This is a genomic window from Oribacterium sp. oral taxon 102 (assembly GCF_013394775.1).
Classification (GTDB): domain Bacteria; phylum Bacillota; class Clostridia; order Lachnospirales; family Lachnospiraceae; genus Oribacterium.
The window spans coordinates 1,429,746-1,448,585 of record NZ_JABXYT010000001.1 but is presented as its reverse complement, the minus strand read 5'-3'; the positions used below and the strand labels follow the sequence as shown (position 1 = coordinate 1,448,585).

The window sequence follows — 18,840 nt, the reverse complement described above, 5'->3', positions numbered from 1 at the left end:
TTCATCCACTCCTTACACTGTTCCGTGCTTCTTGTCCGGTCTGTAAACGCTCTTCGTACATAGCATCTCAAATGCGGCGATAATCCTCTGTCTGGTTTCCTCCGGCCGGATGAGGTCATCCACATACCCCCTCTGCGCTGCCGACAGTGCGGAATTCTTCTTCTCGTCGAACTCCTTCGCGATCGCCGCCTTTCCTGCCTCATCCTGCTCCGCAGCCAGGATCTCCGCAGCCTTCTTAGCGTCCATCACGCCAAGCTTCGAATCCGGATAAGCATAGACATAGTCAATGCCGAGCGCCTTGGAGCCGAGCGTCAGTCCCGCGGTGCCGATGGCATTCTTCACTACCGTGACCATCGGCACGGAAGCGTTGGAATAGGCTGCTGCAAGCTTCGCCGCCGCCCTCGGCATCTTCCTTTCATTGCATTCGTTATTATAGTAGCTCCTGACATTTGTGAGCGTCAGCACCGGAAGCTCGAAGGCATCGCAGAAATTCACGAGCGCCGCTGCCTGCTCCGCACCCTTCCAGCGGAGCGCCTCCTCCGTGGTCGCTACCACGCCGGTAGTCTGCCCGTTCAGTTGGATAAAGCCCGTCACGAGATCCTGCGCGAAATCCCTTCTGGTCTGGACAAATATACCGTTATCCGCAAGGAGCTTCACTGCCTCCGCGCCGCCCAGCTTCTCGATCCCTGCTACGGAGCGGTTCAGGTCGTCCGTGCATTCCTCCACGGCGCCGAAATCCTCATTATTGGAGGGAAGGATGGCAATCAGCCTGCGGATCTCAGCGAGGATCTCCTCCTCGGTTCCGGCGAAGTCTGCTGCGCCGTTCTCCATCTGAGACTCTGCCTTCGCGATCGCATCATCCTTATTGCCGAATACCGCATCCGGCGCATTCAGGAAGAGACGGGAATGCTCCTTCTCCAGGAACACAAAGTCGGAAAGCGCAGTCAGCACAGACATCCCGCCGCCGCTCGTCCCGAATACCGCTGCAAGCTGCGGAATCACACCGCTGGCGAGCGTCTGCTTGTGATAGATCCTGCCCATGCCGAAGAGCGCGTCGTTTGCCTCCTCAAGACGGAGACCGGAGCAGTCGGTAAGTGCGATCACCGGGGCTCCCATCTTCATTGCCATGTCATAGAGGTTCGCGATCTTGCGGGCGTGCATCTCGCCCATGGAGCCGCCGAGCACCGACGCGTCCTGTGCATAGACGTATACGAGTCTGCCATCGATCGTACCGTAAGCGGTCACCACGCCGTCAGACGGCGCTTTCTTCTCCGCCATGTTGAAATCCGTCGCTCTGGCCTGCACCAGCGCTCCGATCTCAACGAAGCTGGATTCATCGAGCAAAGCCTGAATGCGGGCCCTTGCGGATGATCTTGCCTGATTATCCATTTTTTATCCTCCATTTCCTATATAAAGCAGGGTTTTCCCCCGATTTACTAGCGTGTATTATATATGATATCTCCAATTGTTTCAAGCGAAAGAGCGGCACAATGTGAAGAATTTCACATATTGTGCCGCAGTAATTGCGAATGACCTGCCTGAACGGTTACCATATTATATGATCGTTCCGGCAAAGATTTCTTTATGATGAATATCGCAGAAAAAAACACGCTTTCATAGACGCGGGAGCTGTCGGCAGCTTTCAGCTCGTGAAACGCAGCCCCTTCGGATAGTCATTTTTGATCCTGCCCTGCACGTATCTCCCGAAGCCGAGCGCCGCACCATCTACCGCGACGAGCACATAGCCCTTCTGAAACGTCTCTCTTATCTTCTCCTCCGGAAATTTGAGCTCGGCGCGCTCCGCCGTGATCTCCAGCCCGGTGAGGTAATCCCAGACCCTGCGATCCTCCTCGGAAAGCGAAATACAGGGATATTCCGACATCGCAGGCTCCGTGTGGGAATACCCATGCTCCGGCTCCTCCCGCTTCCGTTCTGTTCGGCTCTTAAAGCAGCCGACCCGCAGCGTCCGAAGCCCTGCTGGCTCCGGGAGAGAATCCGGAAAGAGACTGCGTCGCTCTCCCTCCTGCCTTTCCAGAAGCCGCACCCGTCCCGGTTCCCGCCTGCTCTCCCCCGCCTTCGCAAACACCGCGATATAATGTCCCTCTCCGCGTTCCCGGTGCGGGAAAATTCGTTTCTCACTCACAAGGGAGAGGGAACTGTTCAGCGAGAGAAGATAGTCGCGGATTCCTTCATTCTCACCCCGTTCAAAGGTACAGGTGGAGTAACCGAGCCTTCCGCCGGGTGCCAGCAGCTTAAGCCCGTTCCGTACGATCTCCCTCTGCCGCATGATACAGCGCTCCACATTCTCCGGACTCCATTCGGTGACCGCGTTCTCATCCTTCCGGAACATCCCCTCTCCGGAGCAGGGTGCGTCAATAATGACACGGCTGAAATATGCCGGAAAACGCTCGGCAAGACGCGACGTATCCTCATTCAAAACAAGGGAATGCAGGATCCCCAGTCTCTCAATATTGGAGGAGAGGGTGCGAGCCCGGCTTCCGACATATTCATTGCTGAGAAGAATGCCGCCCTTTTCCATCGAAAGGAAGTCCGCTGCATGACCGGATTTCCCGCCGGGACTGGCGCAGAGATCGGCGACACGATCGCTCTCCGTAATATGCAGGCTGCGTACTGCCTGCATGGCAGACGGCTCCTGCATATAGTAGAGCCCCGCCTCATGGTAGGGGTGCCGCCCCGGACGGACTCCCAACGCGGCAAGACGCGCCTCGTCCAGATAGAGCTCCCGATAATAGCGTTTCCCGTCCTTCTCCTCCCAGCTCGCCTCCGGAAGCGGGGAGCAACCCCACTCCTCCGTCAGCTTCACGTATATTTTCTCCCGATTTTCAGCGGAAAGAGAGAACAGCTTCCGGAGATTCAGTCGGAGCCCCCGCTCCGCGCTCTTCTCATACGAAAGAAGAAAGCTCTGCAGCTCTTCCTCAGAGCCTAAGAGCTCCCGCATCCTCCTGAGAAATTCCGACGGCAATTCTCTCATTTTCTTTATCCTTTCCTGTACGAGGGGATACCCCCGCAGTGAAAGGAGACTGCCCGCTGATTTTCATCATCGGCCAGTCTCCCGTGTACCTGTCCCTGTCACAGGGCATTCTGCTATCGTCAGCTTAAAGATTTATCTTGTACTCGTCCTTCCCCTCGCCGTCTATGACATAATATGCAGCACTCTGGTTCGCCACCACATAGACCTCGACGCTCTTCGCGTCCTTCTTTGCCTTTTTCGCTGCCTTCAGCGCCTGCTTCTGCACCTCTTCCACATGGATCTGCCTGCCGTTAAACTCAAGCGTAACGCTGAGCTTCGGCTCCGCAGCCTTTGCCGCGGGCTTGCGTCCCTTCTTCGGTGCGACCTTCTCTTCTTTCTTCGCGGCAGCCTTCACCGCAGCCTTCTCTTCCTTCTTCACAGCGGACTTCACCGCAGCCTTCCTCGGTGCTTCTGCCGTCTTCGGCGTATCCTCCTGCCGATCTGCCTTCGCCGCCCTGCGGATCTCCGCGAAGGATTCCTTCAGCGCCTCATCCTTTTTCACTTCCGCAGCATTATCCAGCTTCTTTTTTTCCATACCGCTCCTCCTCTTTCCGCGGCGGTTCTCCGCCTTCAAAGTCCCGGGAAGTCCGCCATATCCCGGTTTTTTGCTTCATTCGCATTATACGGAGCGAAAAAACGACGGTCAAGCTTTTCTTTTGTTTTTATTACAAATTCCGTAAAAAATATAAAAAAAGATGCTCCAGACAAGATAAAACAGGGTCGAGGGGTTCGAAAACCATGTCGTAAAAAAGGAAAACAGCAGGTAAAATGCAAGCTGTGCGGCGATCAGACAGGCAAACGGATTTTCCGCGCGGCGCAGCCTCTCCGTACAGAGCGCAGAAAGGAACGAAAGCGCGGCGGAGAAGAGCAGTACGCCCGGAATGCCGAAGTCGTACCATGCGTCATAGAGCAGCGTAACCGTCGTCAGCTCTGCCTTCGTCGTGAAGAGCGGAAAGGCAAGCGGCAGCTCCACGAGGTATTTGAGGGCTGACAGCGTGACAAAGGGATAGAGCATCCGCATTCCATGGCTGTGCTCCGTGAGCTGCTCCGTCATGACATTGAAATTGTCATAATTATTCGCAATATACATATAGGGCTGTGTCACAAAAATCGGCATCGCCGGATTTTTCATCTCGAAAATTTCATTCAGATAGCGGATGGAATGCGCCCTTTCCGCCGTGAGAAGAACATAGATAACGAGCATTCCGAGAAAAACAGCGAGCAGACGCTCCCGCCGGAGACGAAGCCCGCAGAAATACGCCGTAAACAAAAGCAGCAGCACCGAAAACAGAAACTGAAAGCGGGATACCATCAGCACGGTAAGAAGCCACGGAAGAAGCAGCCCCAGAAAAAACAGGGGATCCCCTCCGATCCGCTGCAGCAGGCTGCGTCTCTTCTCCGTATCTCCCGCCGTGTCCCGCCGCGTCAGACGATAGAGCAGCGCAATCGAGGGACAGAGCACCGAAAGCGTAGTGAAGTAATGAATTCCCGGGAGATGGAAGCTCGAATACGCATGCGGCGTCGCAACCGTGAAGAGCGGGATGAAGCCCAGCACCGCCGCCTCGATCAAAAAGCAGAGCGTACTGAGCACCAGTAAGCCTCCAAGCGCTATGGCAATCCCCCCCGCCGCATGCCGCGGGATCTCTGCATTCTGCACTGCCCGCTCTGCGTCCTGCGCTCGATCCCTCCTCTGCATATTCTCCGCTCTTTCCTTCCGCCCTGTCCTTTCCCGAAGCAGGCGGCAGAACAGGCGGTAAAGCGGCAGAAAGACAAGATAGGAGAGATAGAAGCTAAGCCATGTTTCCCTGCTCCAGACCGTCCCGAGCCGGCTCAGATGAAAGCAGGCGATTCCCTCCCCGCCAAGCAGCCCGAGCGCGAAGAGCCCCGGCAGATTCAGGAGCCCTCCCTCTCTGCTGCGGTTTCGAAAATACAGAAAAAAGGCTACGGCAATCAGAAAAAAGCCGGAGGCAGGATAGCTCTCCCTCCGGCTGCATCGATACGACAGCACTGTCGCTGCGCTGAACAGCAGAAGCTCCCACAGAAGCTCCCCCGCCTCCCGAAAAGGCGTGATTTCCGTTTTACTCTTCATACTTCGTCTCTTTGCCGCGCTCAGCCTCTTGCCGATGCCTCCGGCTGGGAGGGCTCTCTCGGCTCCTCTGTCCTGCTGCGCGCTATGGATGTCTCCGCTCTGCTCTCCGTCGTCTCCGTGTGACTCTCTTCCGTACCGCTCTCATTCTCCTGCCGCGTGCTCTCCCGCGGCAGGGACTCCGTGCTCTCGGGTGCCGTCGTCTCTGTCTCCGGAATCCTCTCGATCCGGACTGTGACATTGACGTCACCGCTCGGCTCTGCCAGCTCCACGCCTGCCGGAAGATAGTCTGCGATATGGAAGGTCTGGGTCAGGCTGCCGGTCGCTCCCGTGATATCTACCGCCGGAAGCTCGAAGACCGTCATTGCGTCGATCACCGTATTGGAGGCGGAAAGCTGTATCGAATCCGGCGATACGGTCATGCTCTCATACTGGTAGCCCACCGCGGGTGTGCCGCGGATCGAGGAAAGCAGATTAATGCTTTTCTTCCTGTGCAGCGTGACAGAATAGTTGATCTCGCTGTCCGAAAGGCTCAGATCCGAAAGCCCCGTAATGATATTGCCATTTGCGTCATAGAACACCGGCTTCACCGTACCGCTCCGGCTCTCCGTCAGATTGTTCACATCGATATTGACGCCGACCTCCGAGATCCTGCCGATTGCGGATTCGGTTCCGCTCACATAGACCGTCTCCGGGCTGATGATCATATTGGAGACCGTGAAGCCGTCCGCAGGCGTCCCGACCTGTTTCAGCTTGAGATTGAACTGCTTCTCCTGCACATTTTCAATGCTGACCCGCACTACAGAGGGTCTGGCAGAGACATCGGAGATCAGGCTGTCCTTCTCATTCAACACCTCCACATAAACCGGAACTGCCCCTGTGATCGAGTAATCCCTGAGATCGATATAGGCATGGAAATCCTTCGCGCTGATATTGGCGCGCTGATCGGTTCTGACCGTGTAGCCCACGCTCACCGTCGTCCGATCCACATCCCATGCCTTCCCCTCGGCTGCGAAGACGCCCTGATTCAGGATATCCAGATCCACTGTCCGGTAATCCGAGATCTCCGGCTTCGATACATTGACGACGATCAGCCAGAGCAGAATCGCAAGCAGGAGGCTGATCAGCTTCAGTCCCCAGTTTTCCCGGAGATATCTCATCGCTCTCCTCCTTTCCCCCTGCGGAAAAACGGGAAGCGGGAGGATGTCTCCTTCCGCTCCTCCCCGGAGGGCAGGCAGCTCCGCAGTGCGCTCTCGTCGCGGATCAGCTTCAAAACGCCGTTTTCCGCCACCGATACATTGCCGGTCTCCTCCGAAACCACGATGGTAACGGAATCTGTCACCTCCGAGATACCGAGCGCCGCGCGGTGCCTCGTACCGTAGTCCTTCGAAATGTCGTTTGCCTCCGAAAGCGGCAGATAGCAGGTCGCCGCCGTAACCCGGTTATGGGCGATAACCACCGCTCCGTCGTGCAGCGGGGTATTCTTCTCGAAAATGTTGATGAGGAGCGCGCCGGTCACGATCCCGTCCACCGCGATCCCGGTTTCCTCGATCTCCCGGAGAGGATAGCTCTGCTCGAGCACAATCAGTGCCCCGGTTCGCTTCCTCGCCATGGAGAAGGTCGCCCTGACGATCTCGTTCACCGTCGTGAAGCTGTTGTCCGCCGCCTGCTCCGGGAAAATGCGGGCAAACAGGCTCTTCGAGCCCAGCTGCTCCAGCGCCTTCCGAAGCTCCGGCTGGAAAATCACCGCAGCGGCAATGATCGCCACGGTAGAAATGCGCTCCAGCAGCCAGACGATGGTCGTCAGACGGAAGATCACGGCAAAGAAGGTGAACGCCACGATGACCAAGAGCCCCTTCAGCAGCTCCCAAGCACGCGTATTCTTGATCCAGAGAAGGCATACATAGAGGAATGCCGCGAGGATCACGATCTCCAGCGCACTGTTCAGCGTGAAGGGAGGCAGCAGGCTCACCCAGCTCTTCATTTTTACGAGTATCTCAGACAAAGCGTTATCCTTTCTCTACCGTGACCTTCTCTTCGGCACAGCCTTGACATAATAAAAGTAGGAATCGTCCTCGAACTGCAGCTTCTCTGTCCGACGATAATCCGCATCGTGTACGAACAGGATATACAGCACCGCGGTTCCCAGCGAGGTCGCTACCGCTCCAAGCTCTGACAGCAGACTGTGCCCCGCGAGGAAGCCGCTGCCGAGGAAGACCGCGGCGAGGCTCAACAGTGCACCCGCGAGTACGGCGGCGTACCAGGAATAATCGAAGGGAATGCTTCGGATCACAAAGACCGCAAGGAAGCAGAGCAGCAGCGTAAAAAGCAGCAGCACCATCTCCCGATTCCCGATGTACTCGAGGAAGAGCTCTCCGTAGCGGCTCGCCAGCTCCTCTACGCCGCTCCCTCCCGCCTCTGCGCCGAGCTTCACAGCGATGAGACGGAGAAAATAGTAGAGCATCGTCCCGAGCGCGATCGGTACCGCTGCTACCAGACCGAGGCTCAGTCCCGCAATCATTGGCAGCACATAGGGAATATGAAAGAGAAATGCCAGCGGCATCAGCGCGATCAGCACCGCATATCCGCCGCGGAAGGCAGACTGTACCAGCGTCAGCAGCAGAAAAAAGACCGCCGCGGAGAGCGCAAGCTCGAGAGAGCTGCGGTACAGGCAGTACAGGAGCAGCACCCCCGCCTCCATCGGAATCACCGACCAGGGGAGAAATGAGGCAAGAATCGTCATAAAAATGAGAAGCAGGAACACCCCGCCCGTGATTCCCCTCGTGAAATTCAGCACCGAGAGGAGCAGCACCAGAAAGGCTGTCAGACTGCGGAGCAGAGGAAGCAGCCAGTAGTCATGCTTTCTGAAAAAATCCGAAAGACCATCCCTTATCTCAGTGAACTGCATGCTTGTTCCCCCTCTGCATAATATTCAATACATCGATCTCCGGCTCGTCCAGCCAGTCCTCCTCTGTCTCGTCCTCCGAATCCAACCAATCCTCCGCAGGCTGCTCTTCCTCCTCCGGCGCAGGCTGCTGCCTCCCGTTCTCCATGCCTTGGAGGTGTTCCCGCATATAGCTCGACGCTTCCTCTCTCGCATAGCGCACGGCGCGGCCTGCCTGCTCATAGGAGAGCAGGCTCTCCAGCTTCTCGATGTAGCGTTCGCCCAGCGCTTCGGCGCGGTCATACCGCGCGCCCGCGCCGAAGCCGGACACGACGATCGTAAGCAGCAGACCGATCAGATAGAGCAGAGAAACGAGCCTCGCTGCATCCCCCAAAAAGCGAAAATTCAGATTCAGAAGGATCGTCTCCAGCTGGATCAGCACCGCAAGCATCGTGACGAGCAGGAAGCAGAGGCTGTAATGCAGGATCGCCTTGAAGATCCGTGCCGCCACATAATCCCCCTTGAAGAAACGGCTGACCTCCATGATATCCCTGCCCTCCCTCTTCTCGAAGATAGCAAGCTTTGTCATAATATGGACCTTCTCAATATCCAAATCCGCTCTCCCTTTCTGCCTGCGATGTCAGTAACCTCTCGCCTGTCTCGCTCTTTCCGCATACGGCGTATCCGGATGCTCTCCGACGATACGGTCAAATAGCGCATTCGCCTGCTCTGTCTCTCCGCGGCTCTGGTACAGCCGTGCCAGCAGGAACATATTCTCCGCCTCCTCCCGAAGCGCGAGACTCTGGGTATAATACTCCACCGCCTGATCGAAGCTGCCGCTGTTCCATGCTGCAGTTCCCGCCTCCGCCAGCGTCCGGTAGGCACTTCCCTCCATATAGGACTTGACTTCGTTGTACATATTAAGCAGGCTCTCGTCGGTGATTTCCGACGCATTCAGCGAGGCATACAGCTTCGCCGCCCCCAGCATATCCCCCGCCTGATATCTCGCAGAAATCTCTGTCAGAGTCTCATACTGGGACTTGAAGCCGGCATTGCCGCTCTCATACTGCGTAAGCTGGTTCTGAACCGTGTCGTACTGCGACTGCAGCTCTGCATTCTTGCTCTGCAGCTCCGTGAGCTGCCGGTTCGCCGCATCCAGCTTCTCCGTATAAAGGATCAGCTCCTGATTGTTCTTTCCATTCAACGCCTTCAGGCGCGCCGGAAGCAGCAGCAGATAGAAGAAGAGCAGTGCCAGCGTCATACCGATCAGGATGCAGGCAACAACAGCCCATGGGGACAGCTGCCGTACCTCCTGCGGAATCAATACGTCGTCCTCCGTCATCCTCCGGTGGGAGAATACATTCCGAAGCCGGCTCTGCTCGACCTCCGCGCGTCCGGTTCGCTTCTTGACCTCATCCATCAGCACCAGCGCCTTCGGATTGTTCCGGTCGATCTTCAGCACACGGTACAGGCATCGTCCCGCCTTGACCCAGTTTTCATGCTTCATATAGAGCAGCGCTTCCAGAATATACGCCTTCACATAGTTCGGGCTGTCCTCTATCACCTGATTAAGCTGCATCATCGCGAGGTCTTCATTGTTGTTCTGCGCATAGTCCAACGCCTGATTATAACGCTTCACATTCTCTGAGCAGATATGCAGGATCGCCGGTTTCCGCTGGACCTCATCCAGATAATAATCCGCGATATTGTCCTCCGGCAGCAGATTCATACTGATGACCCACTGCACCAGCGCGTCCGCCACCTCCCCGCATTCAAAGAAAATCAGCCCGAGCAGATTCCTCGCGTCCTTCTGGTACTTGTCGAACTGCAATGCACGCTTCAGAAGCCCCGCCGCACCGCTCAGATCCCGGAGACGGGCACGCTCCAGTCCCATATTATAGTAGCAGTTCGCGATTCTCTCGAGCATGATGTCATACTTCATCTTCCGTCTATGTCCCTCTTCGAGGCCTCCTCGATCAGCCTCGTCATAATGTCGTTCATATCCGTGAGATCGGTCTTTACGATCGCATCCTCGATCTCCTCTACATCCAGGCTCGGCTTGAAGCGCTGGATCTCCTCCTCAAAATCAATCATATTTCCTCCCGCCGCGCTATCTCCTCACAGCCGTACTGCGTACCACCCGTCTTGACAGGATCGCCCGCTTCCCTTACAATTTTCCATTGTATCTCCACATAACTCATTACAGTTTAGCATAGCTTAAATATCGATTCAAGCTTACAGAAAAGAGAAAATATGGAAGCTTTTGTTACGTTTTTTACCGGGCATCTCAGTGGAATTCTTTCCGGAGAGTGCATCGTATTCCTGATTTCCCTGCTCCCTGTCCTCGAGCTTCGGGGCGGTCTGCTCGCTGCCTCCCTGCTCGGACTCCCCTATCCCCGCGCGCTGCTGATCTGCATCCTCGGAAATCTGCTCCCGATCCCCTTCGTGCTGCTCTTCATCGAGCGGATCGTGACGCTGCTGGAGCGCTTTTCCCTGACAAGGGGACTCGCGCTCTGGTTCCGGCGGCGGGTAGATCGGCATCAAGCAGGCATCGAGAAATACGGCTTCTGGGGACTGACGCTCTTCGTAGGCATCCCCCTCCCCGGCACCGGAGCCTGGACCGGCTCTATCGTCGCCGGTCTCCTGAAGATGAGCCCCAGGCGCGTCGTACCCTCCATCCTGCTGGGCGTCCTGCTCGCCTCCCTCATCATGTCCGTCGTGAGCTACGGACTGCTCGGCACGCTGCTGCGATGAAGCGATATCCCAAAGAAAGAGAAGAGAGCCCTGTCGGAACATAGGACTCCCTTCTCTTTTTGTTTCCATGAAAATCAGCTTTTCTTCATCCGGATCACATTCCACGATGCCGGAGCCAGCAGCCCCTCTACGCATCCGTCTGTAACGTGCGTGCCCGCGTGCTTCTCCGGGCGGACGCTCTCACCTGATGCGCTGTTTACCGCCTTCAGATCCGGGCTCTCCAGCACGATATGCTCCAGCACCTGATACTGCGGAAAGGAGCGGATATCCAGAGAGAGCTCCACCGGTCGTTCCAGATTTCGGTTCACGAGGAAGAGCGTCAGCTCCTCCTTCTCCTCCTGCCAGACTGCAATCGACTCTGCATCCGTGATTTCGTCATGCCCGGAGGTGCGGTGCTTCGTCACAGAGCCTGCCGGCATAAGCACCGTCCCTCTGCCGTAGCGGGAGGCATGCAGGAAGGGATAGAATATCGTCTGCCGCCATGCCGCTCCGCCGTCCGGTTCAGTCATGATCGGCGCGATAACGTTGACAAGCTGGGCAAGACATGCCATCTTCACACGGTCGGCATGCTTCATCAGCGTGATCAGCAGGAGCCCGACCGCAAGTGCATCCTCGAAATTATAGACATCCTCGAGCAGCCGCGGATGCTGCTGCCACGGATGGTTCCGCATGATATCCTCGTCCGCCGCATTGGAATGAAACCAGACATTCCATTCGTCGAAGCTCAGCATGATGTCCTTCCTCCCCCGCTTCTTCGCCCTTACGAAGTCGCAGGTCGCAACGACACTTCGGATAAAGCGATCCATATCATCGGAGCAGGCAAGGAAATCCGCCGAATCGTCCTTCCGATTCCCATAATAGTTATGGAGAGAAATGTAGTCCACATAGTCATAGGTATGCTCCAGCGTCGCTGCCTCCCACTGCGGAAAGCTCGGCATCTCGATCGAGGAGCTGCCGCAGCTCACCAGCTCGATGCCCGGATCGATGAGCTTCATTGCCTTCGCCGTCTCCGCTGCGATTCTCCCATACTCCTCCATCGTCTTCATCCCGAGCTGCCATGGGCCGTCCATCTCGTTTCCCAGGCACCAGACCTTGATATTGTAGGGATCCTTCGCCCCATGCTCGATCCGAAGATCCGCGTAACGGCTGCCGGACGGGTGATTGCAGTATTCCAGCAGGTTGCAGGCATCCTGCACGCCTCTGGTTCCCAGATTCACCGCCATCATAACCGAGGAATCTGCCTTCTCCGCCCACCTGCTGAATTCATGGAGCCCCACCTGATTGGACTCTGTGCTCCGCCATGCGAGCTCCAGCCGCTTCGGCCGCTTCTCCCGCGGTCCGACAGAATCCTCCCAATAGAAGTTGGATACGAAATTTCCGCCGGGGTAACGGATGATCGGCACCTCCAGCTCCCGCACCAGCGCTATCACATCCTTCCGGAAGCCCTCCTCATCCGACATCGGATGCCCCGGCTGATAGATCCCGTCGTACACCGCTCTTCCCAGATGCTCGATGAAGGAACCGAATACCCTCCGATCCAGCTCCGCAATCCGGTAATCCCGATCCAGAATCATCCGTAATTTCCCATGCTGCGCCATATAATATCCTCCATTAAAAGCCATTTCAGAATAAGGCGGCAATTCAGACAGAAGGCTCTGCACAGCTGAACTGCCGCAAAATATGTGATATCCCCTGCCGCTTGTTAGCCCTTCACCGCTCCCGCCGTCATTCCCTCGATAAAATACCTCTGGAACGCTACGAAGAGGAGAAAGACCGGCAGGATCGAGAAGAAAGCGCCTACGATCAGCAGACTGTAATTGTCCCCATAGGGATTGATCAGGGTGTTGAGCCCCAGCGTCAATGTGTATTTCTCCGCCGAGCGGATCACCAGCAGCGGCCACATATAATTGTTCCACGCGTTCATACCGTTCAGAATCGCCATCGCGGCAAACGCCGGCTTCATGATCGGAATGATCAGACGGAAGAAGATCCCGTACTCCGACGCGCCGTCTATCCGCCCTGCCTCAATCAAGGATGCCGGCATCCCCAGAAGATACTGACGGAAGAAAAAGATGGTAGAGGCATGCGCCAGAAACGGAAGCACAACCGCGGTATAGCTGTCCATCATTTTCCAGTCCGACATCTGCTTGTAGAGCGGCAGCATCACCACCTCAAACGGAACAGACATGATCGCCAGCACGATGAAGAAAAGAAAATTCCTGCCGCGGAATTCATAGGCAGAGAAGCCGTATGCCACGAAGGAGCTGACGAGAAGCGTCAGCAGCACCGTCACAGCCGTGAGCAGCATGCTGTTCCAGAACCAGATCCAGTAGTCGTGCCTGCCGCGGAACAGAAGGAAATAATTGCCCAGCCCCATCTTCTCGATTTCCAGACTCAGATTCAGACCGTACTGCAGAAGCAGCTCTCCCGGCTTGAAGCTCGCGATGAAAAGCGCGTAAACCGGCGTTACGATCAGCAGTGCTATCAGGGTGAAAAGCAGCAGCATGGCAGCCGTTCTTCCCCGATTCCTGCCGTTTCCCCCTGCACCCTTTGTTTTTGTCCTTTGCCGCATCACTCTGCCTCCTTGCGAAAGGCTCCTGTCAGGCGAAGCTGCACCATATTCACCAGCATAACCATGAGAAGCAGCACGATCCCTACCGCGCAGGCATAGCCCATCGCACGTTTCTCGATCCCCTGCCGGTAGAGATAGCCCACGATCGTGAGCCCGATGTTGTTCGGAGAATTATTTCCCTTCCAGAGCATGAAGCTCTCCAGAAACATGGACAGCCCTGCGTAAATGCTGATCGTCAGCACGTAGATGGCAGTCGGCTTCACCAGCGGAATCGTGATATATCGAAAGCTTTGCCACGGGCTGCTGCCATCAATCTCTGCCGCCTCGTAGAGCTCCTGCGGAATTGACTGTATTCCTGCAAGAAAATACAGGATATTGACGCCCGTCCATCTCCAGCAGCAAAGCAGAAGCATGGCAAAATAAGCGGTTCCCGCATTTTTCAGCCACTTGATCGGCGATATCCCCAGAAAGCCGATCAGCTGATTGGCAAGTGCCCGCGCGGACTCCCCGAACATCAGCCGGAAAACCGTACCGGCAACCACCACAGAGGTGAGCGCAGGCAGGAAATATACCGACTTAAAGAAATCCGCGCCGCGCATCAGCTTCGAATTCAGCAGCGCCGCGAAAAGGAGCGGGAACGGAATCAGGAGAAGCAGCGTCCCCGCCATATACTTCACACTGTTCCAGATCGCCTTATAGAAGATCCGGTCCGTCAGCATCCTCTGGTAGTTGTGGAGCCCTACCCATTCATCCTTCATCACGTCCTGAAAGCTCAGCAGAACCCCATTCACGACCGGGCCGACCCAGAACAGCAGAACCGTCAGCACAAACGGAAGGATAAATACATAGGGCGCCGCCTTTCTGGAATTCAGTATCTTTCTCACCTTCCACCATCCTTTGTCTTTTCTGCCCCCGGCAGAAGCCGGAGGGCAGACCTGTCTTGCTCAGCCGAGCTCGTTTTCGAGCTGCTCCTGCGCGCTGTCCAGCTCCTGCCGGATGTCCGCACCGCTGTCGAAAATATTGGTCAGCACCTGCGTACAGAAGATATTGTTGATAGACGGCGCCTTGCTGTCCTGAAGGCTCTTCAGCGAGCCGATCTCCTCCTGCATTTCCAGAAGCGGCGCGAAGGGCTTCGTCTTAAAAAACTTCACATACTGGTTCTCCGGATCCTCTGTCAGCGCGGTATCCGTCCAGACGGAGGTATTGACCGGATCGAAGCCCAGCACCCTCCAGATCTCCTCATTTGCCTCCGGAGAGAGCTTAATGTATGCCATCACCTCTGCTGCGAGCTCCGCATTGGCGCTGCCCGCGATAACTGCGGTGCCGGTTCCGCCCCCGCCGATCGTCCACGTCGCATCCTCCGCTCCGAAGCGCGGAACCGGCGCGATCGCCACCTTGCCGTCCAGATCCTTCAGGTAGTTCAGGAAGCGGGAGGTCTGCCAGAACGGCATGATCTGCACCGCATAGCTGCCGTCATTGTAATACGGGTAGGCCTCCTCATTGTCCGGCTGTCCGCCCGGAACGGTGCTGAGTGCTCCGTCCTCCTGCATCGCCTTGATATAACGGAGCACCTCTGCCACCTTCTCATTATTGACTGCCAGCTTCCCGGAGGCATCGAGATAGTCCCCGCCCTTCTGTGCCAGCATCAGATTGACCATCCACATCGCCGTCGTCTCCGCGCAGGCGAATTCCTTTCCGCTTGCCTCATGGTATTTGACCCCTGCTGCCCGGAAATCCTCCCATGTCTTGATCGTACTGTAGTCAATCCCGGCGCTCTCCAGTGCCTCGGTATTATAGAAGGCGACCTCCGTGCCCACATGTGTTGGAAGCCCGTAGTATTTCCCGTCCTTGGAATAGATGTCGAGGCGGGAGCTGACCACATTGTCCCTGTAGGGTGCGATCACAGCGCTGAGATCCATCAGCTTGATATCCTTCTCCGCCGTGAAGGACGGAAACTTCCCCAGTTCAATATCCGCGATATCCGGCGCGCCCTGTCCGGATTCCAGCGCCAGAGAGAGCTTGTTGTGCATATCGTCATACTGCATATTGGAAAGCTCCAGCTTCACCTTCCTGTCCGGATGTGCCTCGTTCCACTTTTCTGCCATCGTCGTATAGAACTTTTGGTGCATTTCAATGAAGGTCCATACGGCCAGGGTCGTCACGTTCTCCCCCTCGACCTCCATTACGGTCTTCCCGCCTGCCTCGCTCTTTGCCGTGCTGCTCTCTGTACTGCCTGCCGCGCCGGATGCCCCGCAGCCGCCCAGCAGTCCTGCCGTAAGCGCCATACAGAGCAGCGCTGAAATCGCTGTCTTTTTCATCCTTCCTCCTTTGTGAATCGTTTAGCCTTTCGCTATCTTGTTTTAAAGCATTTTCCGTAAAATCATCATCTTTTCCCATGAAAATACTTTATTTTTCTCATATTATACGTTATTTTTCTAAAATTACAAGCATAAATCCGTTATTAAATACATTTTTTCGAAAAAACTAAACGGTTAACTTTGTGCATATTTTATAGATATGAGGGATTCAAAAAACGTATGCAAGCAAAAAGCAGGGCATCCTGCCGCCCTGCCCGCTCCTTCATCTATTTTCCGTCCTGCTCTCTATACGAACAGACCGAGGCGCGCTCCACCAGCTCGCAGGGAACCGAGAGGACATACGGCTCCTCCCAGCTCCTTTTATTTTCCAGCATATCCAGAATCAGGCGGCTCGCCTCATAGCCGATATCATGCAGCGGGAGGCGTACCGTTGTAAGTCCCGGCTGGTAATATGCGGAGAGCATACGGTCATCATAGCCTGCAAGAGAGACGTCCCGTCCGACCTGCATTCCCAGCTCCTCCAACCTGTCATAAACACCGCCTGCCATCAGATCGTTCATGCAGAAGATCGCCGTCACACCGTTGGAGAGGAGGAGATCTGTCTGTGCATATCCGGAATGCCGTTCCCAGTCTCCATTCCGGATATCCTCCGGATGAAAGGGCACGAAGCTCTCGTACAGCGCCTTCTGGAAGCCCATCTGTCTGGCCTGCGTATGCAGACTGTCCGGTTTTCCGGTGATGACGCCGATCCGGCGATGCCCGCTGTCCAGCAGCCTTTTCGTAATCATATAGCTGCCCTGCACATCGTCCACCACCACAGATGGAACACGGCTGCTCTTCGTATAGCCGTAGGTCATGACCGCCGGAATGGAGAGATCCTCCGGAATGCAGCGCAGTATCCTCTCATGTGCAGAAACATAGATCACCGCCTCCACCTGCTTATTCATCAGCTTCCGAATCTCTCCCCGAACCCGCTCGAAATAATCCGTTTTGTAATAGTAGCTGTCATTGAATTTCTTAAAAAGACGAAGATTCAATAAAAGAATCTGATAGTCCTGCTGCTCACAGTAATCCGTGATGCCATCCACGATTTCCGGAATGCTGAAAATCGTCATATCCTCGACAATGACGCCGATGCTCCGCGTCCGCTTGCTTTTCAGATGCTGCGCCGCAGCATTCGGCACATAATCCAGCTCCCGCGCTACCCTGAGCACTCTCTCCCGGGTTTTCTCGGATGCCTTGCCGCTTTTTCCGCTCAGGATATAGGATACCGTCGCCGTGGAAACCTCACAGCGCTGTGCGATCTCTTTTATCGTAATCATATAGCCCCCGCTCCTGCCGCTGTCCTGCGGCATTTTCCTCCGCAGGCATTCCGCTGTATCATCCATAGAATCCGCGAAGCGGAATGCTCCCTCTCATCATACTATCCGCGCTTTCCTTTTACAAGATGAAGTGATACGTTTCACTTCGCCCGCAAAATTCCCATTCTCCTATCCTCCACAGAGCTCCCTTTGGCTGAACTGTTACGAAAAATGAGAAAAGAGAAAAGACCGCGAATCCCGCAGCCTTCTCTCTTCTATCCTATCCGATTTTTGTCTCACAGCTTCTCTGTCTGTCGATTTCCGTTCCGTGCGTCCCGGCGTATCCTCACGCTGTCTTCTCCCGCTTCGCGATCACCGGCAGAATGATGCCGAGCGCAGTCAGTACGCAGGGCGTGACGACATTCAGCGCGAAGGTGAAGGGATCGCTGTCATACATTCCGAGGATGCAGCTCGCCGCCGTCAGGAAGAAGCACCATGCGCCGAAGAACATCGCAACTCCGTGGCTTCTGACGAAGCGGTATTCCGGCCGGAAGCGATCCTCCTGCCGCCGGAGCGCAAGATAGGCGAAGAACACCCAGAGATACCGGAGCGGCATGCATACCGAATTCAGCTTGGTCAGCTGCTTCAGCACCGCAGCGGCGCCCGGTACGACAGACTGGATCAGGATGATCGCGCCGGACAGCACGGCAACCATGCGAATTCCGTTGATATACGCGCCATAGTCATTCTTCCGAAGCAGTCCCTTCGGAATGAACTCCCGTGCGTCCTCATTGTCGAGAAGCATACGGAGCGGCGCGTCGATACTGATCACCAGCGTGGAAAGCTGCCCGACCGCATTGCAGAGTGCGTAGAGGATCATCAGGCTGTTCCCGAGGTGATAATACCCGCCGAGTCTCTGGAACGCCCAATAAGAGCCGTTGGAATTGTAGGAATTGAAACTCTCCCTGCTGGCATTGATCTCCGCAGGATCAAACATCATTCCCATCGCAATGGTTCCGAGGATCGCACAGACCACGACCATGACGGCGAGCGTAATCATCGCGCGCGGGAAGCCCTTGCTCGGATTCTCCACCTTATTGACATAAGGAGAGATCTTCTCGCAGCCGCCCACCGCGAAGACCAGGATGGACAGGGATGTGAAATACTTCACATTGAACTGCGGAAGCAGGCTCTTCATACTGAAATCCATGGAGATGAAGCCGCCGTTCGGATTGAGTGCCGGCGCGGCGAACATCATCAGAATGTAGAGGATGGACATGATGAACATACTGGTTCCGGCGAGCGTCGCGAGCCTCTTCAGCGGATTCAGTCCGCGGGAGGCGACCCAGCAGAACAGCAGGAGGACGAAAAGCGTCACGAGCTGTACCGAAAGCGTCGGGAAAGTGTCGTAGGTCTCCCCGTTCCGGAATATCGCCCAGCTCAGCGCCTTCAGGCCGCCGGAGCTCTTGCTTGCGATATAGGTGATATGACACGCCCAGTAGGTCCAGCCTGCATAGTAGGCGAGCTTCGGCCCCGTGGTGGAATGGATCCATGAGCTGACTCCTCCGCCGGAGCTCTTGAAGGCGGAGCCAAGCTCTCCGACCATCAGCGCATAAGGCACGAAGTACAGTGCGAACATCAGGATCCAGCTGAAAATAACCTGAATTCCGTTGAAGTAAACAAAGCCGTTCAGGACATTTCCGAAGCCCCAAACTGTGGAGAACGCCATAAAAGCCAGCATGCTCCACTTGATTTTTTTCGTTTCCATGTGTCATTTCCCCTTTTTATTTTTTGATTTTAATTTTTGACAGCCGTTTCTTGCCCTGACCGCAGCAGGATGCGGCGGCATAGAGACGCTTCGATTCTGTGAGACGAATCAGGTTCTGAATGCCGG

Annotated in this window: 17 protein-coding genes; 1 reads left to right on the top strand and 16 read right to left on the bottom strand. The window is 55.8% G+C overall.

Annotated features, from left to right (window positions below; all coding sequences use genetic code 11):
- Positions 1-12 precede the first annotated feature (12 nt).
- The 10 genes from HW273_RS06635 to HW273_RS06590 all read right to left on the bottom strand — a co-directional run bounded on the left by HW273_RS06635 (position 13) and on the right by HW273_RS06590 (position 10,095).
- On the bottom strand, positions 13-1,389 hold the full coding sequence (locus tag HW273_RS06635) for a carboxyl transferase domain-containing protein (RefSeq protein ID WP_179011028.1): 1,377 nt from the start codon (positions 1,387-1,389) through the stop codon (positions 13-15).
- 253 nt (positions 1,390-1,642) lie between these two features.
- Entirely contained in the window at positions 1,643-2,992 is a 1,350-nt protein-coding gene (locus tag HW273_RS06630) for a methyltransferase RsmF C-terminal domain-like protein (protein WP_179011027.1), read from the bottom strand.
- A gap of 124 nt (positions 2,993-3,116) precedes the next feature.
- On the bottom strand, positions 3,117-3,566 hold the full coding sequence (locus HW273_RS06625) for a DUF6465 family protein (RefSeq protein WP_179011026.1): 450 nt from the start codon (positions 3,564-3,566) through the stop codon (positions 3,117-3,119).
- Between the two features lie 108 nt (positions 3,567-3,674).
- Positions 3,675-5,120 carry an O-antigen polymerase gene (locus HW273_RS06620; protein ID WP_179011025.1) on the bottom strand — a complete coding sequence of 482 codons (1,446 nt, stop codon included), beginning with the start codon at positions 5,118-5,120 and terminating at the stop codon, positions 3,675-3,677.
- A gap of 20 nt (positions 5,121-5,140) precedes the next feature.
- Entirely contained in the window at positions 5,141-6,277 is a 1,137-nt protein-coding gene (locus HW273_RS06615; RefSeq protein ID WP_179011024.1) for a CdaR family protein, read from the bottom strand.
- Positions 6,274-7,122 carry a diadenylate cyclase CdaA gene (gene cdaA / locus HW273_RS06610; protein ID WP_179011023.1) on the bottom strand — a complete coding sequence of 283 codons (849 nt, stop codon included), beginning with the start codon at positions 7,120-7,122 and terminating at the stop codon, positions 6,274-6,276. Before cdaA ends, HW273_RS06615 begins: the two co-directional genes overlap by 4 nt.
- A gap of 15 nt (positions 7,123-7,137) precedes the next feature.
- On the bottom strand, positions 7,138-8,025 hold the full coding sequence (locus tag HW273_RS06605; protein WP_179011022.1) for a hypothetical protein: 888 nt from the start codon (positions 8,023-8,025) through the stop codon (positions 7,138-7,140).
- Positions 8,012-8,590 carry a hypothetical protein gene (locus tag HW273_RS06600; protein ID WP_179011021.1) on the bottom strand — a complete coding sequence of 193 codons (579 nt, stop codon included), beginning with the start codon at positions 8,588-8,590 and terminating at the stop codon, positions 8,012-8,014. The genes HW273_RS06605 and HW273_RS06600 overlap by 14 nt, the downstream gene beginning before the upstream one ends.
- A 51-nt stretch (positions 8,591-8,641) precedes the next feature.
- The gene (locus HW273_RS06595; protein WP_179011020.1) at positions 8,642-9,943 is read right to left on the bottom strand and encodes a tetratricopeptide repeat protein; all 1,302 of its coding nucleotides are present in this window, start codon (positions 9,941-9,943) and stop codon (positions 8,642-8,644) included.
- Entirely contained in the window at positions 9,940-10,095 is a 156-nt protein-coding gene (locus HW273_RS06590; protein WP_179011019.1) for a hypothetical protein, read from the bottom strand. The genes HW273_RS06595 and HW273_RS06590 overlap by 4 nt, the downstream gene beginning before the upstream one ends.
- A 159-nt stretch (positions 10,096-10,254) precedes the next feature.
- Here HW273_RS06590 and HW273_RS06585 point away from each other — a divergent pair, with 159 nt between their 5' ends.
- Positions 10,255-10,755 (top strand): COG2426 family protein, encoded by a 501-nt coding sequence (locus tag HW273_RS06585; RefSeq protein WP_179011018.1) that lies wholly within the window; start codon positions 10,255-10,257, stop codon positions 10,753-10,755.
- 74 nt (positions 10,756-10,829) lie between these two features.
- On the opposite strand, the gene arfA is transcribed toward HW273_RS06585, so the two are convergent.
- From arfA to HW273_RS06555, 6 genes are all read right to left on the bottom strand, one after another.
- Positions 10,830-12,353, bottom strand: coding sequence for an arabinosylfuranosidase ArfA (gene arfA, locus HW273_RS06580; protein WP_179011017.1), 1,524 nt, complete (start codon positions 12,351-12,353; stop codon positions 10,830-10,832).
- 104 nt (positions 12,354-12,457) lie between these two features.
- On the bottom strand, positions 12,458-13,261 hold the full coding sequence (locus HW273_RS06575) for a carbohydrate ABC transporter permease (RefSeq protein WP_442950860.1): 804 nt from the start codon (positions 13,259-13,261) through the stop codon (positions 12,458-12,460).
- A gap of 65 nt (positions 13,262-13,326) precedes the next feature.
- Positions 13,327-14,211, bottom strand: a complete 885-nt coding sequence (locus tag HW273_RS06570; RefSeq protein ID WP_179011015.1) for a carbohydrate ABC transporter permease — start codon at positions 14,209-14,211, stop codon at positions 13,327-13,329.
- Between the two features lie 60 nt (positions 14,212-14,271).
- Complete coding sequence (locus HW273_RS06565; RefSeq protein WP_179011014.1) at positions 14,272-15,645, bottom strand: ABC transporter substrate-binding protein; 1,374 nt, start codon at positions 15,643-15,645, stop codon at positions 14,272-14,274.
- Between the two features lie 266 nt (positions 15,646-15,911).
- Positions 15,912-16,967 carry a LacI family DNA-binding transcriptional regulator gene (locus tag HW273_RS06560; protein WP_179011013.1) on the bottom strand — a complete coding sequence of 352 codons (1,056 nt, stop codon included), beginning with the start codon at positions 16,965-16,967 and terminating at the stop codon, positions 15,912-15,914.
- 325 nt (positions 16,968-17,292) lie between these two features.
- Positions 17,293-18,714: an APC family permease gene (locus HW273_RS06555; protein ID WP_179011012.1), complete on the bottom strand. Its 1,422-nt coding sequence runs from the start codon at positions 18,712-18,714 to the stop codon at positions 17,293-17,295.
- Positions 18,715-18,840 lie beyond the last annotated feature (126 nt).